This window comes from Hydrogenophaga sp. PML113 (assembly GCF_001777155.1).
GTDB classification, from domain to species: domain Bacteria; phylum Pseudomonadota; class Gammaproteobacteria; order Burkholderiales; family Burkholderiaceae_C; genus Hydrogenophaga; species Hydrogenophaga borbori.
Genome location: NZ_MIYM01000004.1, coordinates 236,998 through 252,084, shown reverse-complemented (window position 1 = coordinate 252,084; position 15,087 = coordinate 236,998). Strand labels below are relative to the sequence as shown.

10 protein-coding genes are annotated in these 15,087 nt (G+C 72.8%); 7 read left to right on the top strand and 3 right to left on the bottom strand.

The window, feature by feature from the left end; translation table 11 throughout:
• Positions 1–74: 74 nt before the first annotated feature.
• The 3 genes from dcd to BHU06_RS09635 all read left to right on the top strand — a co-directional run bounded on the left by dcd (position 75) and on the right by BHU06_RS09635 (position 3,208).
• The gene (gene dcd, locus BHU06_RS09645; RefSeq protein ID WP_070398958.1) at positions 75–641 is read left to right on the top strand and encodes a dCTP deaminase; all 567 of its coding nucleotides are present in this window, start codon (positions 75–77) and stop codon (positions 639–641) included.
• Positions 642–702: 61 nt separating this feature from the next.
• A complete protein-coding gene (locus BHU06_RS09640) occupies positions 703–1,590 on the top strand; it encodes a neutral zinc metallopeptidase (protein ID WP_070398957.1) in 888 nt (295 codons plus the stop codon).
• Positions 1,591–1,741: 151 nt separating this feature from the next.
• On the top strand, positions 1,742–3,208 hold the full coding sequence (locus BHU06_RS09635) for a DEAD/DEAH box helicase (RefSeq protein ID WP_070398956.1): 1,467 nt from the start codon (positions 1,742–1,744) through the stop codon (positions 3,206–3,208).
• Positions 3,209–3,220: 12 nt separating this feature from the next.
• On the opposite strand, the gene BHU06_RS09630 is transcribed toward BHU06_RS09635, so the two are convergent.
• Positions 3,221–4,054, bottom strand: a complete 834-nt coding sequence (locus tag BHU06_RS09630) for a symmetrical bis(5'-nucleosyl)-tetraphosphatase (protein ID WP_070398955.1) — start codon at positions 4,052–4,054, stop codon at positions 3,221–3,223.
• Positions 4,055–4,081: 27 nt separating this feature from the next.
• Between BHU06_RS09630 and BHU06_RS09625 the strand changes: the two genes are divergently transcribed.
• A complete protein-coding gene (locus BHU06_RS09625) occupies positions 4,082–5,401 on the top strand; it encodes a hemolysin family protein (protein WP_070398954.1) in 1,320 nt (439 codons plus the stop codon).
• Between the two features lie 12 nt (positions 5,402–5,413).
• On the opposite strand, the gene BHU06_RS09620 is transcribed toward BHU06_RS09625, so the two are convergent.
• On the bottom strand, positions 5,414–7,678 hold the full coding sequence (locus tag BHU06_RS09620; RefSeq protein WP_070398953.1) for an ATP-dependent DNA helicase: 2,265 nt from the start codon (positions 7,676–7,678) through the stop codon (positions 5,414–5,416).
• A gap of 42 nt (positions 7,679–7,720) precedes the next feature.
• Between BHU06_RS09620 and BHU06_RS09615 the strand changes: the two genes are divergently transcribed.
• The 3 genes from BHU06_RS09615 to BHU06_RS09605 all read left to right on the top strand — a co-directional run bounded on the left by BHU06_RS09615 (position 7,721) and on the right by BHU06_RS09605 (position 12,732).
• The gene (locus BHU06_RS09615) at positions 7,721–8,476 is read left to right on the top strand and encodes a hypothetical protein (protein ID WP_254668144.1); all 756 of its coding nucleotides are present in this window, start codon (positions 7,721–7,723) and stop codon (positions 8,474–8,476) included.
• 492 nt (positions 8,477–8,968) lie between these two features.
• A complete protein-coding gene (locus BHU06_RS09610) occupies positions 8,969–10,705 on the top strand; it encodes an FG-GAP repeat protein (protein WP_070398952.1) in 1,737 nt (578 codons plus the stop codon).
• A 110-nt stretch (positions 10,706–10,815) separates the two neighbouring features.
• Positions 10,816–12,732, top strand: a complete 1,917-nt coding sequence (locus BHU06_RS09605; protein ID WP_070398951.1) for a hypothetical protein — start codon at positions 10,816–10,818, stop codon at positions 12,730–12,732.
• Here the strand turns inward: BHU06_RS09605 and BHU06_RS09600 are convergent.
• Positions 12,726–15,002, bottom strand: a complete 2,277-nt coding sequence (locus tag BHU06_RS09600) for a cation-translocating P-type ATPase (RefSeq protein ID WP_083293141.1) — start codon at positions 15,000–15,002, stop codon at positions 12,726–12,728. The genes BHU06_RS09605 and BHU06_RS09600 overlap by 7 nt on opposite strands.
• Positions 15,003–15,087 lie beyond the last annotated feature (85 nt).

Genomic DNA, 15,087 nt, shown 5'->3' with positions numbered 1-15,087 from the left:
TGCGAACGATTCGCAAATGGATGCAAAAAAATGGATGAAAAAGGTGGTGGGGGCGCTGCCTACAATCGCCGCCCATGAGCATCAAGAGCGACAAGTGGATCCGCCGCATGGCCGAGCAGCATGGCCTGATCGAACCCTTCGAGCCGGGGCAGGTCCGCCAGGTCGACGGCAAGCGCGTCATCAGCTACGGCACCAGCAGCTACGGCTACGACATCCGCTGCGCGCCCGAATTCAAGGTATTCACCAACATCCACAGCACGGTGGTGGACCCGAAGAACTTCGACGAAAACAGCTTCGTCGACGTCAACAAGGACGTCTGCGTCATCCCGCCCAACAGCTTCGCTCTGGCGCGCACGCTGGAGTACTTCCGCATCCCGCGCAACGTGCTCACCATCTGCCTGGGCAAGAGCACCTACGCGCGCTGCGGGATCATCGTCAACGTCACGCCCTTCGAGCCCGAGTGGGAGGGCTATGTGACGCTGGAGTTCAGCAACACCACGCCGCTGCCGGCCAAGATCTACGCGGGCGAAGGCTGCGCCCAGGTGCTGTTCTTCGAAAGCGACGAGGTCTGCGATGTGTCCTACAAGGACCGGGGCGGCAAGTACCAGGGCCAGGTGGGCGTGACCCTGCCCAAGGCCTGATCGGCGGCCGCTGGCCGTACCATCGCGAGCAGGCCCGCGCGGCGGGTGAAGGAGCTTGGCGATGAAATGGGAAAACAACCGGCAGTCGGACCAGATCGAGGACCGGCGCGACAGCCCGGGCGGCGGGGGGCGCCTGCCGCGCATGGGCGGTGGCCGAGGCATCGGCCTCGGCACCATCGCCATCGCGCTGGTGGCCGGCTGGATATTCGGCATCAACCCGCTCACCATCCTGGGCGCCCTGGACGGCGGCGGCCTGCAGGCCCCCGCGCCCATGGAGGCGCCGCAGGGCCAGGCCGGCGCGCCGAGCGACGAGTCGGGCCGCTTCGTGGCCGCCGTGCTCGGCGGCACCGAGGACGCCTGGGGCGCGATCTTCCAGGCCGCCAACGCCCAGTACCAGAAGCCGCGCCTGGTGCTGTTCCGCGGCGCCACGCCCACCGCCTGCGGCACCGGCCAGTCGGCCATGGGGCCGTTCTACTGCCCGGCGGACCAGAAGGTGTACATCGACCTCAGCTTCTACGACACCCTGCGCCGCCAGCTCGGCGCACCCGGCGACTTCGCCCAGGCCTACGTCATCGCCCATGAGGTGGGCCACCACGTGCAGAACCTCATGGGCATCACCGATCAGATGGAGAAGGCCCGCGCGCGCATGAGCGAGCGCGAGTACAACGCGCTGTCGGTGCGCCTGGAGCTGCAGGCCGATTGCTTCGCGGGCATCTGGGCGAACCACAACCACCAGCAGGGCCAGATCCTCGAGCCCGGCGACGTCGAGGAGGCGCTCAACGCGGCGGCGGCCATCGGCGACGACGCGCTGCAGAAGAAAAGCCAGGGCCACGTGGTACCCGACAGCTTCACCCATGGCACCAGCGACCAGCGCCAGCGCTGGTTCCAGAAAGGCCTGCAGACGGGCGACGTGCGGGCCTGCGACACCTTCAAGGCGGCGTCACTTTGAGCACCCCCGCCGCGCTTCGCGCGACCCCCTCAAGGGGGCGGCGCCGACGGCCCGGCAAAGCCGGTTCCGTGGCACCTCTGGATTGGTACCGGGCGGGCTTGTGGCGCGGGTGCGACAATAGCGGGCTTACCGCCACCCCGGCGTTCCTGACATGACCCAAAGCTTCTCCGAACTCAACCTCGCGCCCGCGCTCGCGAAGGCCGTGGCCGAAATGGGCTACGAGACCATGACGCCCATCCAGGCGCAGGCCATCCCGCAGGTGCTCACCGGTCGCGACGTGATGGGCGCGGCCCAGACCGGCACCGGCAAGACCGCCGCCTTCTCCCTGCCGCTGCTGCAGCGCCTGCTCAAGCACGAGAACGCCTCCACCTCGCCCGCGCGCCACCCGGTGCGTGCCCTGGTGCTGCTGCCCACGCGCGAGCTGGCCGACCAGGTGGCCGAGCAGGTCAAGCTCTACGCCAAGTACACGCAGCTGCGCAGCACCGTGGTGTTCGGCGGCATGGACATGAAGCCCCAGACCCTGGAGCTGAAGAAGGGCGTGGAGGTGCTGGTGGCCACGCCGGGGCGCCTGCTGGACCACATCGAGGCCAAGAACTGCGTGCTCAACCAGGTCGAGTACGTGGTGCTCGACGAGGCCGACCGCATGCTCGACATCGGCTTCCTGCCCGATCTGCAGCGCATCCTGAGCTACCTGCCCAAGCAGCGCACCACGCTGCTGTTCTCGGCCACCTTCTCGCCCGAGATCAAGCGCCTGGCTGGCAGCTACCTGCAGGACCCCATCACGGTGGAGGTGGCGCGCTCCAACGCCACGGCCTCCACGGTCGAGCAACACTTCTACCGCGTCGACGACGACGACAAGCGCGGCACGCTGCGCCAGATCCTGCGCGAGCGCGGGCTCAAGCAGGCCTTCGTGTTCGTCAACAGCAAGCTCGGCTGCGCGCGCCTGGCGCGCTCGCTGGAGCGCGACGGCCTGAACACCGCCGCGCTGCACGGCGACAAGAGCCAGGACGAGCGCCTGAAGGCGCTCGACGCCTTCAAGCAGGGCAACGTCGACCTGCTGGTCTGCACCGACGTGGCCGCGCGCGGGCTGGACATCAAGGACGTGCCGGCGGTGTTCAACTTCGACATCCCGTTCAACGCCGAGGACTACGTGCACCGCATCGGCCGCACCGGCCGCGCGGGCGCCTCCGGCCTGGCGGTGTCCTTTGTCTCGGGGCGCGACGCGCGCCTGGTGGGCGAATTGGAAAAGCTGCTGGGCAAGAAGCTGGAGATCGAGGCGCTGGAGCTGGAGCAGGACCGCCGCCCCGCGGGCCGCTTCAACGACGGCCAGCGCGCCTGGCAGCGCGAGGGGTCGGGGCGCGAAGGCGCCGACAACCGCGAGGCCCGCGAATCGCGTGAACCGCGTGGCGTCCGTGCGCCGGCCCCGCGCGCGGCGCGCGCGCCGGCCGACCCCTTCTTCGACCAGCCCTACGAGGCCAAGCCGGCCGGCGATGCGCCGCCGCAGTGGGAAACCGCGCAGCGTGCGAACGCGCCCAAGGGCCTGTCGCCCAACATCAAGCAGCGGCGCAAGGTGCCGGCGCTGTTCAAGTCCAGCGCGCCGCCGCCGGCCGCGTCCTGACCGGACCGGCCCTCACCGCCCCGGGCGCTGCGCCTGGGGACAGTTCACCTCGAAGCGCTCCAGATCGTCCGGCGAGGCGCCCAGCCGCGCGGCCGTGAGACAGCCGCCCCACACGCAGCCCGTGTCCAGCGCCAGCAGGCGCGGCCGGTGCACGCCGCGCAGGGTGGACCAGTGGCCGAAGGCCACGGGGGTGTCCGCGGTGCGGCGGCCAGGCACCTCGAACCAGGGCAGGTGGCCCTCGGGCGCGGCGCCCGCGCCGTCCTTGGTCTCGAACTCCATCTCGCCCTCGGGCGTGCAGAAGCGCAGCCGCGTGAAGGCGTTGACGATCACGCGCAGGCGGTCGCTGCCCTGCAGGGCCTCGTGCCAGCGAGCGGGCTGGTTGCCGTACATCTGGTGCAGGAAGCCGCCCCAGTCGGGGGACTGCAGCACGGTTTCCACCTCGTGCGCGAGCTGCAGGGCCTCGGCCGCGTCCCACTGCGGCAGAACGCCGGCGTGCACCAGCAGCCAGCCACGCTCCATCAGGGCCAGGGGGCGCTGGCGCAGCCAGTCGAGCAGGGCTTCGCGGTCGGGCGCGGCCAGGATGTCGCCGATGGTGTCCACGCGGTGCGGCCGGCGCACGCCCTGCGAAACCGCGAGCAGGTGCAGGTCGTGGTTGCCCAGCAGGCACTGGCCGCTGCCGCCGAGCGCGATCAGCCGGCGCAGCGCGGCGAGCGAGGCGGGGCCGCGGTTGATGAGGTCGCCCAGCACCACGAGGCGGTCGCGGCTGGGCGAGAAGTCCACGAGGTTCAGCAGGCGGCCCAGGGGCTCGTCACAGCCCTGCACATCGCCGATGAGATAAATTGCCATCGCCCGATTATGGGTACCGCCCCTGCCATGGATACCGTCCTCATCGTTTTCCTGACGCTGCTCAACGGCGCTTTCGCGATGTCCGAGCTCGCGCTGGCGTCCAGCCGCAAGGCCCGCCTGGCGGCCATGGCCGAGGCCGGCGACAAGGGCGCGCGCACCGCGCTCGACCTGCTCGACAACCCCACGCAGTTCCTGTCCTCGGTGCAGGTGGGCATCACCTCCATCGGCATGCTCAACGGCATCGTGGGCGAGGCGGCGTTCAGCGACGACCTGGGCCTGTGGTTGCAGTCGCTGGGCCTCAAGGACAGCGTGGCCGGCGTGCTGGCCACGGCGCTGGTGGTCACGGTCATCACCTTCATCACCATCGTGTTCGGTGAGCTGGTGCCCAAGCGCATCGGCCAGCTCTACCCCGAGGCCGTGGCGCGCTGGGTCTCGCGGCCCATGGCGGCGGTGGCGCGCGGTGCCAAGCCCTTCGTGTGGTTGCTGACGCACACCACGCAGTGGGTGCTGAAGGCCCTGCGCGTGGACAACAGCGCCGCGCAGGTGGTCACGGAAGAAGAGATCCAGGCCAGCCTGGCCGAGGGCGTGGACGCCGGCATCATCGAAGCGCAGGAGCACCGCATGGTGCGCAACGTGTTCGGCCTGGACGAACGCCTGCTCACCTCCATCATGGTGCGGGCCTCGGACATCGAATGGCTGGACGCGGCGATCGGCGTGGACGACGCGGTGCGTCAGGCCGCGGCCTCGGGGCATTCGTGGTACCCGGTGTGCCGCGGCGGGCTGGAGGACGTGGTGGGCGTGATCCACGTGCCGCGCCTGCTGGCCCTGCAGGCCGGGGGCGAGCGGGGGCCGGTGGGCCCGCTCGCGCAGCCGGCGGTGTTCGTGCCCGAGACGCTCACCGGCATGGAATTGCTGGAGCAGTTCCGCGCGCGCGCCACGCGCATGGCCTTCGTGGTGGACGAGTACGGCGTGGTGCAGGGCCTGCTGACGCCGCTGGACATGCTGGAGGCGATCACGGGCGAGCTCTCGCCCGAGCGGTCGGTGGACGCCTGGGCGCACCCTTGCGAGGACGGCAGCTGGCAGGTGGACGGCGCGATGCCGGTGGCCGAGCTGAAGTCGAGGCTGGAGATCGACGCGCTGCCCGACGACGACAGGGGCCGCTACGCCACCGTGGCGGGGCTGATGCACTCCCTGGCCGGCGAGCTGCTGCACCAGGGGCAGCACGTGGACGGCGCGGGTTGGCGCTTCGAGGTGGAGGCGCTGGACGGCCGGCGCATCGCGCGCGTGCGGGTGACGCCGCTGCCGCCGGACGACGCCGAAGCGCCCGACGCGCGCCAGGACGGCTGATCCGCCACCGCTTCAGCCCACGCCCCACCAGGGCGGCAACAGCGCGCGCACTTCGGGGCTGGCGAAGCGCTCGTCGAGCAGCAGCAGCGTGCCGCGGTCCTCGGGCGTGCGGATCAGGCGGCCGGCGGCCTGCACCACCTTGTGCAGGCCGGGGTAGAGGTAGGCATCGGCCCAGCCCTGGGCGCCGGCCTGCTGCAGGCGCTCGCGCAGGGCCTCGCTCAAGGGGTCGGGCGGCGGCAGGCCCAGGGTGGCGATGCTCACGCCCACCAGGCGCGAGCCGGGCAGGTCGATGCCTTCGCCGAACACGCCGCCCAGCACCGCGAAGCCCATGCCCCGCCCGCCTTCGGCGAAGCGCGCGATGAAGGCCTCGCGCGCGGCCTCGTCCATGCTGCGCGACTGCGACCACACGGGCACGTCGGGCAGGGCGGCGCGAAAGGCCTCCAGCGCCTGCGTGAGGTAGTCGAAGCTGCTGAAGAAAGCGAGGTGGTTGCCCGGGTGTGCGCGGTAGTGCGCGCCGAGCTCGTTCACCAGGCGCGGCAGGGTGCGCGCGCGGTCGGCCCAGCGCGTGGACAGGCCGCGCGCCACGCGCACCGACCACTGCGACGGGTCGAAGGGCGAGGCCACGTCGAGCCGCGCCACGGGATCGGGCAGGCCGAGCAGTCGCTGGGTGTGCGCCATGGGCGCCAGCGTGGCCGAGAACAGCGTGGCCGCGTGCGCGTCGGCCCAGCGCGGCGCGAGCAGCTCGGCCGGCAGCAGGCAGCGCAGCGCCAGGCGCGGGCGCGGCTTGCCGCGCCGCGCGGGTGGGCCGGGCGATCGCTCCACCACCGAATGCGCGCCGAAACGCTCGGCCACGCGCAGGAAGTGCAGGACCTCGAACAGCCAGGGCTGCAGCGCGGCGCCGGCCTGCGGGTGGCGCGCCATGAAGTCGCTGAGCGTGGCGGCGTGGCGGCCCAGGGTGGCCATGAAGGCGGCGGGCAGGGCGTCGTCGAGCGTGGTGGTGCCGGGCCCGTCCAGGGCCAGCGCGCCCCAGGCGCGGTGCACCGCGTCCAGGCTGGATTTCAAGGCCAGCGGCGCCTGCGCGCGCCAGGCGCCGAAGCGCTGCGGGTCCAGCTCGGCGCTGTACATGGCACGCGCGCGTTCGGTCAGGTTGTGGGCTTCGTCGAGCAGCAGCTGCACGCGCCAGCCCTCGGCCTGGGCGAGCGACCAGGCTTGGGCGCTGAGGTCGAACCAGTGGTTGACGTCGCCCACCACCACGTCGGCCCAGCGCTGCATTTCCTGGGCGAGGTAGTAGGGGCAGACGCGGTGCGCCAGCGCGATGTCGCGCAGGGCCTCGCGGTCCAGCCAGGCGCGCTGCGCGGCGGCCTGGCGCGCGCCGTCCAGGCGGTCGTAGAAGCCCTGCGCGAGCGGGCAGGACTCGCCGTGGCAGGCCTTGTCGGGGTGCTCGCAGGCCTTTTCGCGCGCCAGGCGCTCCAGCACGCGCAGCGGCTGGGCCTTCAGCCGGCGCAGGCCATCGAGCGCGATGGCGCGGCCGGTGGTCTTGGGCGTGAGCACCAGCAACTGGTCGCTGCGCACCAGCGGCATGGCGCGCAGCGCGCCGAACAGCGTGGCCACGGTCTTGCCGATGCCGGTGGGCGCCTGCGCCAGCAGGTGGCGGCCCGCGCGCTGGGCGCGGAACACCGCCTCGGTGAGTTCGCGCTGGCCGGCGCGGTAGTCGCTGAAAGGGAAGGGCGTGGCGGCCAGCGCGGCGTCGCGCGCACGGCGGTGCGCGGCTTCCTGCCGCGCCCAGTCGCGGTAGCGCGCGCACAGGCCTTGCGTGAAGACCTGCAGGGCCTCGCGCGTGGCCTGGCGCGTGTGCACCGTTTCATGGCCACTGTCGATGTCGTAGTAGACCAGCGCGAGTTCGATCGATGCCAGGCCCTCGGCTTCGCACAGCAGCCAGCCATAGACCTGCGCCTGCGCCCAATGCAGGGCCTGGCGGTTGGGCGCGATGAGGGCCGGGTCGCCGCGGTGGGTCTTGGTTTCGTCGAGGCGGCGGGCCTGGGGGTCGTAGCCGTCGGCGCGGCCCTGCAGCAGCAGGCCCTCGCACAGGCCCGACAGCGTGCGCTCGCGCTGGTAGTGCGCGGGGCGGCGCGCGGCCACGCTGGCGTGGCCCACGATGCCCTCGAAGGCGCTGGGCGCGGGCGTGAAGCGGTGGTCGAGGTCGCCCGTGCGCGCCGCGAAGTCGCACAGGCGCCGCACGGCGACGCGCAGGGGCTCGGGGACGGGTTCGGCGGACACGGAGCGGGGATGATACGGAAGGACAGGAAGGACAATGGCGCGGTGAGCGAGCCTTCCCCGTTGCCACTGCCACTGCCACTGCCGCTTCCCCTGACCCGGCGCCACCACCAGCGCCTGCGCGAGATGCACCGCTCGGCGGGCTGGCCCTGCCACGATCCGATCGAGGTCGAGCTGATCGCGGCCGGCTGCCTGCAGCGCTGTTTCGACGGCGCCGGGCGCGAGCACCTGCGCGTGAGCGATGCGGGCATCGCGCTGCTGGCGCGCATCTACGCGCGCAACCGCGCGGCGCTGTCGGCGCACGAGGCGCTGGTGCAGCGCGTCGCGCTGGAGCAGGCGCGCGCGGGCCGGCTGGCCTGGTGTGGGCTGGCGCTGCGCGCGCCGCTGCCGCGCGAGGGCGAACCGCTGGCCCATCACTGGGTGGTGGCCTGCCCGGACGTGTACTCGATCCGCCGCAGCTCGCGCGCCGACTGGCTGGAGCCCGTGGTGCACGAGATCAAGGTGAGCCGCGCCGACCTGCTGTCCGACCGGCGCAAGCCGGACAAGCGCGCGGCCTACCTCGGCATGGCGGGCGCGGTCTGGTACGTGCTGGGCCGCGACGCCAAGGGCCGCCCCGTCGGCGACGAGCGCGACGTGCCCGAGGACTGTGGCGTGCTGGTGGACGCGGGCGCGGCCGGGGGCTGGGAGCTGCGCCGCGAGGCGCCGCGCCGCGCCGTGCCGCAGCTGCCCCTGGGCGTATGGCTCGCCCTGGCGCAGGCCACGCCCCTGCAGGCCGACGAGCCCGATCAGCAGCCCCTCTGACCTTTGACCATCGGGCCGTCGGCCGTCCAGCCGGGGCGGTCTCGGCCGGGCTGCGGATACCCGCGCGCGTGCCGTCTGGCTACCTTGTGGCTTGACCGGGTGGCGGGCCCGCCCGGTCGCGCTTGCGGGGGTTCCCAAGGGCGTGCGTGGGCCCGGCTTCCTGGGGAATACGGCATGCAGACGGTGCGTCGATCGATGGCGTGGTTCGCGGCGGCGATGGCGCTGGTCTCCGTGACCGCTTGCGGCGGTGGCGGGGGCGATGCCGCCAGTGGTGGTGGCGGATCGGGCGGCGCGGCGGGCCCCAGTGCGAGTCCCAGTCCCGCTCCGGGCGGCGGTGCGGCGCCCTCGCCCTCGCCAGCCCCGGCGCCCGTCCCCGCGCCGCCGCCCGCCGGCACGCCGCCGGCCGCGCCGCCGCCGGGTTCGGGCTCGGCGCCGATTCCCGATCCCGGCGCCGGCACGGGAAGCACCCCATTCGCCCTCAGCATCACGGCCGTGCCCCAGCGCGGCCTGAAACTCGATTGGACCGCCGTGGCGGGTGCCGACTACTACCGGATCGAACGGGACGTGGATGCCAGCGACGGTGTCGACAACTTCGGCTCCGGCGCGCTCGGCTTCGTCCCGTCTTCGGCGCCGCCCACGCGCACATTCACCGACCTGCGCCTGACGGAGGCGATGAACCACAAGTACCGCGTCAGTGCCATGACGCCCAGCGGCGCCGTCCTGAGCACGGCGGTCGCCACGGTGAGCGGCGACCTGGCCGCCGCGGTCGACAGCCTGTCCAACCCGGTGGACGATGCCGGCGGCAACCGGGCGCGCGCGATGGCCACGGCCCTGCGCGACCAGGACGTCGTGCGGCACGTGCTGGCCGTGGGCCTGCCGGGGGCGAACCAGGGCATGGGCCTGGTCAAGGTCTATGAGCGCGCGCCGTTTGGCGGGGCTTGGACCGAGGTCCAGACCCTGTCGCTGCCGCAGGCGGCCCTGGGCGACTTCTTCGGCGCCAGCGTGGCCCTGTCGCCCAACGGCCTGTACCTGGCGGTGGGCGTGCCGGGCGACGACCACGCGAGCGCCGGCACGGGCGTCAATCCCCAGCCCTCGGCGCTGGCGCGCGACGTGCAGGACTCGGGCGCGGTGCAGGTCTACCAGTACGTGGCGGGTCAGGGCTGGGCGCCTGACGCCCGTTTCAAGGCCATCAACGCGGGGGCGGGCGACGCCTTCGGCACCGCCGTGGCCATCAGCAACGACGGCAACCTGCTCGTGGGCGCGCCCAACGAGGACAGCGCGGCCGACCCCGGCGTGTACCAGCCGTCCTCCGCCGACGCGCCCGAGCTGGGCGATGGCCCCTCCAACAGGCAGGACCGGGGCGCCGTGTACGCCTACGTGAACACCGGCCAGGGTTATGCCTTCGATGCCTACGTGAAGCCGTACGTCACGGACGCTTCTCAGTCGTCGATGTACTTCGGTGCCGCGCTCGCCATGGACGCGGCCGGGCAGCGGGTGGCCGTGGGCGCGCCCCGCGCGTCGTACGACGGCGCGCTCGCCGGGGGCGTGTCGTTCTACAGGGTGTCGTGGGGCCCGCAGGGCGATCCTCCCTGGACCCGGTGGAACCTGCTGCAAACCTTCGGCCCCGGGGGCGATCGCTGCGTGGACGCCAGCACCAGCCCGTTGTCCCCCGCCTACCGTGGCCTGGGCGGCGCCCTGTCCATGAGCACCGATGGCAACTGGCTGGCCGCCGGCTACGCCGAGAAGGGCGGCCTGGTGCCGCAGACCGGGCAGACCCTGCCCGCGAACGCGGGCCAGGTGGCCGTGTACCGCTACCAGAACAACACCTGGGCCTGGCATTCCTCGCCCGTGGCGCCGGCCCCGCGCGCCAACGACCGCTTCGGCACCAGCCTGGCCCTGGTCAATGGCGCCAACGGGCCCCAGTTGCTCGTCGGTGCGCCCGAGGACGGTGCCCCGCACAAGGGCGTGATGCGGGCGGCGGACATCGTGCCCGTGAACCTGCCGTCGCCAGCGGAGGCCGGCGCGGCCTATTGCTTTGTCGGGAACGCCAGCGACCCCAGCCGGCCCCTGACCCTGAAGGCGCGCCTGAAGTCGCCCGATCCGCAGAACCAGCAGTGGCTGGGCCAGGCCACGGCCCTGACCCAGGACGGCAACGAGTTCCTGCTGAGCGGCATGTACGACGGCGACCCGCGCGCGCTCTTCCCGAACGTGATCTTTTTTGGCTACTGAGCCTTCTCGACTACTCAACCAAAAAAAAAGGAATGCAGATGGCGCGTCGTTCGATGCGGTGGTTCGCGGCCGCGATGGCGGTGGCGTATCTGAGTGCTTGTGGTGGTGGGGTGGACGACCCCAACCACCGCGACGGATCGGGCGGCGGTTCGTCGGCCACGCCGAGCCCCAGCCCGAGCCCGAGCCCCGCTCCGGGCGCCCCGACGCCGCCGCCACCGCCCGCGCCGCCGCCCCCCTCGGGCTCGCCACCGGCGTCGCCGCCCCCGGGCTCGGGCACGGGGGCGATTCCCGATCCGGGCACCGGCGGCTCCACCGCCTTCAACCTCAGCATCACCGCCGTGCCACAACGCGGCCTGAAGCTCGACTGGCCCGCCGTCGCCGGCGCCTCCAGCTACCGCATCGAGCGCGACGCCGATGCGCTCGACGGCACCGACCGCTTCGCCGAAGTGGCGCAGTCGCAGGGGCCATCGATCACCTTCACCAACCTGAGCCTGGTGGAGGCGGTGAACCACCGGTACCGCGTCACCGCCTGCGGTGCCAGCGGCTGCGACCTGGGCCGGGGCACCGCCGTGGTGAGTGGGGACCTCGCCAGCGCCGTCGTCTCGGCGACCGCCGACGTCGACGACGGCACCCAGGTGGCGCGCGCCATGGCCAGCGGCCAGCGCGGCAATACCCAGGTGCTGGCGGTGGGCCTGCCGGGCGCCAACGGTGAGCGCGGCATGGTGCTGCTGTACGAGCGCGCGGTGGACAGCGCCGCCTGGTCGCCGCTGCCGCTCACGCTGGCGCGGGCGAACGGCGCAGCGCTCGACCATTTCGGCGCCAGCGTGGCCTTGTCGGCCAATGGGCACTGGCTCGCGGTGGGCGTACCGGGCGACGACGCGCCGAGCGCCCTGGATGGCGTCAACCCCAACCCGCCCGTGGGCACCGCGCCGGTGAACGATTCGGGCGCGGTGCAGGTGTACCGCCACGCCAGCGGCGGTGGCTGGAACCTGGTGGCGCGCATCAAGGCCCCCAACGCCGGGGCGAAGGACGCCTTCGGCACTGCGGTCGCCATCGGCAACGAGGGGCAGTTGATCGTCGGCGCGCCCAACGAGGACGGCGGCGCGGACGGCGACGCCTACCGCTACGGCACGGCCGAGGCGGACGCCCTGAACGACCGCAGCGCCGAAGACCGCGGCGCGGTGTACGCGTACGCGGCCAGCGGCGATCTCTACAGCTTCAAGGCCTATGTGAAGCCGCCGGTGCAGCCGGGATCGACCGGCGTGTTCTTCGGTGCGGCCCTCGCGACGGACCCGTCGGCCCAGTGGATCGCCGTGGGCGCGCCGCGCGCGTCCTTCAACGGGCAACTGGCCGGCGGCGTGCTGATCTACGACTTGGCCTGGCTCTGGTCCGGCGCGGCCAAGCCGGCCCCGCTGGCCGCGGGTTTTGCGCCGCAGGCCAACCGGTCCTCGCCGGTGACGCCCAACCCCGCTCCTTCATCGCCCGCCTACCGAGGCTTCGGTGGCGCCGTGTCCATGGGCGCGGGCGGCGACTGGCTGGCGGTGGGTTACGCCGAGAAGGGCTACGACCCGCAGGACGGCGGCCCGATCCGTTCAGCCGCGGGTCAGGTGATCGTGTACCGGCGCCAGGGCGCGGTCTGGAGCGAGCACTCGGTCCTGCTGGCGCACACGCCGCGCGCGAACGACCGCTTCGGCATCAGCGTGTCCCTGGTGAGCGCCAACGGGCCGCAGTTGCTCGTGGGGGCCAGCGAGGACGGCGCCCGGCACAAGGGCCTGCAGCGGGCGGCGGAGGTCGCGCTGGACGACGCGCAAGGGCTCGAATCGCCGGTCGACGCCGGTGCGGCGTACTGCTTCGTGGCGAACCCCGACGCCAGCCAGCCCCTGGTGCTCAAGGCGCGGCTGAAGGCGCCCACGCCCTTGAGCAACCAGTGGCTCGGCCTGGCCACCGCGATGACGCGGGACGGCAGTGAGCTGCTGCTGAGCGGCCACCACGTCGACACCTCCAGCGCCGTGTTTTTCGGCTACTGAGCCTTGGCCCGCAGCAGCCGCAGGCCGTTGAACACCACCAGCAGGCTGGCGCCCATGTCGGCGAACACCGCCATCCACATGGTGGCGTCGTCGAACAGCGCGAGCAGCAGGAAGACGAACTTGATGCCCAGCGCCAGCGCGATGTTCTGCCACAGCACCGTGTGCGTGCGCCGGGACAGGCGCACCGTCTCCGGCAGCTTGCGCAGGTCGTCGTTCATGACGATGACGTCGGCGGCCTCCATGGCGGTGTCGCTGCCCGCGCCGCCCATGCCGAAGCCGATGGTGGCGGCGCTCAGCGCGGGGCCGTCGTTGATGCCATCGCCCACCATGCCCACGGCGCCCTGGGCGCGCAGGGCCTCGATGGCCTCCAGCTTGTCCTGCGGCAGCAGGTTGGCGCGCACCTCGCGAATGCCCACCTGGGCCGCGATGGCCTGGGCCGTGGCCGGGTTGTCGCCGGTGAGCATGACCGTGCCGATGCCCAGCGCGTTCAGCGCCTGGATGGCCTCGCGGCTGCTGGCCTTGGTGGTGTCGGCCACCGCGAACAGCGCCAGCACGCCCTGGGCGCCCGCGAGCAGGGTAACGGTGCGGCCCTGGGCCTCGTGCTCGCGCATCAGCGCCTCCAGCTCGGGCGAGCACTGCCGGCGCTCTTCCATCCAGCGGTGGTTGCCCAGCGCGTAGGCCTGGCCCTCGACCTGGCCGCGCACGCCGCGGCCGGGCTCGGCGGCGAAGCCGTCGACGGGCGCGGCGGGGCCGTCGAGGCCGGCCGCGATGGCCTTGGACACCGGGTGGTCCGAGCGCGCCGCCAGGCTGCGCGCGATGGTCAGCACCCGCTCGGGCGCCAGCGCGCCGGGCAGCAGGGCCTGCGCCACCAGGCGCGGCTTGCCTTCGGTGATGGTGCCGGTCTTGTCCACGGCCAGCACGCGCAGGCGGCGCGCCTCCTCCAGGTACACGCCGCCCTTGATGAGGATGCCGCGGCGCGCCGCCGCCGCCAGGCCGCTCACCACCGTCACCGGGGTGGAGATCACCAGCGCGCAGGGGCAGGCGATGACCAGCAGCACCAGCGCCTTGTAGACGGCGGTCAGCCAGGGCCAGCCGAACAGCAGCGGACCGGTCAGCGCCACGGCGAGCGCGATGGCGAACACCGCCGGCGTGTAGACGGACGCGAAGCGGTCGACGAAGCGCTGCGTGGGCGCGCGCTTGGACTGGGCCTGCTCGACGGCGTCGATGATGCGCGCCAGCACGGTGTCGCCCGCGGGCTTGCTCACCTCGAACTCCAGCGCGCCGTGCTGGTTGATGGTGCCGGCGAAGACCTCGTCGCCCGGGCCCTTGTCCACGGGGATGCTCTCGCCGGTGATGGGCGACTGGTCGGCCGCGCTGTGGCCGGCGCTGACCCGGCCGTCGAGCGCGAAACGTTCACCGGGCTTGATGCGCACGGTGGCGCCCACGGCCACCGCTTTCGCGTCCACCAGGGCCCACTGGCCGTCGGCCTGGCGCACCTCCGCCTGGGGCGGCGACAGCGCCAGCAGGCCGGCGATGGCGTTGCGCGCGCGCTCCACCGAGCGCGCTTCGATCAGCTCGGCCAGCGAGTACAGCGCCATCACCATGGCCGCCTCGGGCCATTGGCCGATCAGGAAGGCGCCGGTGACGGCCACCGCCATCAGCGCGTTGATGTTGAGCTGGCCGCGCCGCAGCGAGGACCAGCCCTTGCGGTAGACCGAGGTGCCGGCCAGCGCGATGGCGCCCGCCGCGACGCCCATGCCCAGCGCGTCCCAGGGCAGGGTGCCGGGGGCGAAGAATTCGATGAGTTCGGACAGCAGGGCTACCACCAGGGCGGCGACCAGCCGCCACAGCTCGCGCTGCTGCGATTGCGCGGTGGCCTGCGCCGAGGGCGGCGCGGCGACCCGTTCGGTCTGGAAGCCGGCCGAACGGATGGCCGCGTCCAGCGGTTCCCAGGACGCCTCGGGCGCCTCGATGCCCAGGGTGCGGCCGGGCAGGTCGAAGCGCAGGCGGCGGACCTCGCCGAAGCGCTCCAGCGCGCGGCGGATCTCGCCTTCTTCGGTCGGGCAGTCCATGGCGGGAATGCGCAGCAGCAGCTCGCCGGGCGCGGCGGCGCGCGCGGGGCGGGTGAGCGACACCGGCGCGGCGCAGGCGCCGCCGTCGCAGCAGGCCTGCGCCTGACCGTGGTCGTGGCGCTCGTTGTGGTCGTGCCGACCGTGGCCGTGATCGTGGCCGTGGTGGTCGTGCGCGTGTTCGTGGCGGGTGGTGGACATCGTGGTTTCTCTCCGGTCCACCGATTGAAAGCCCTGTAGCGGGTACAGGGTCAAGCCCGCGCCGCCAGAAAGGACAAACCCCGCC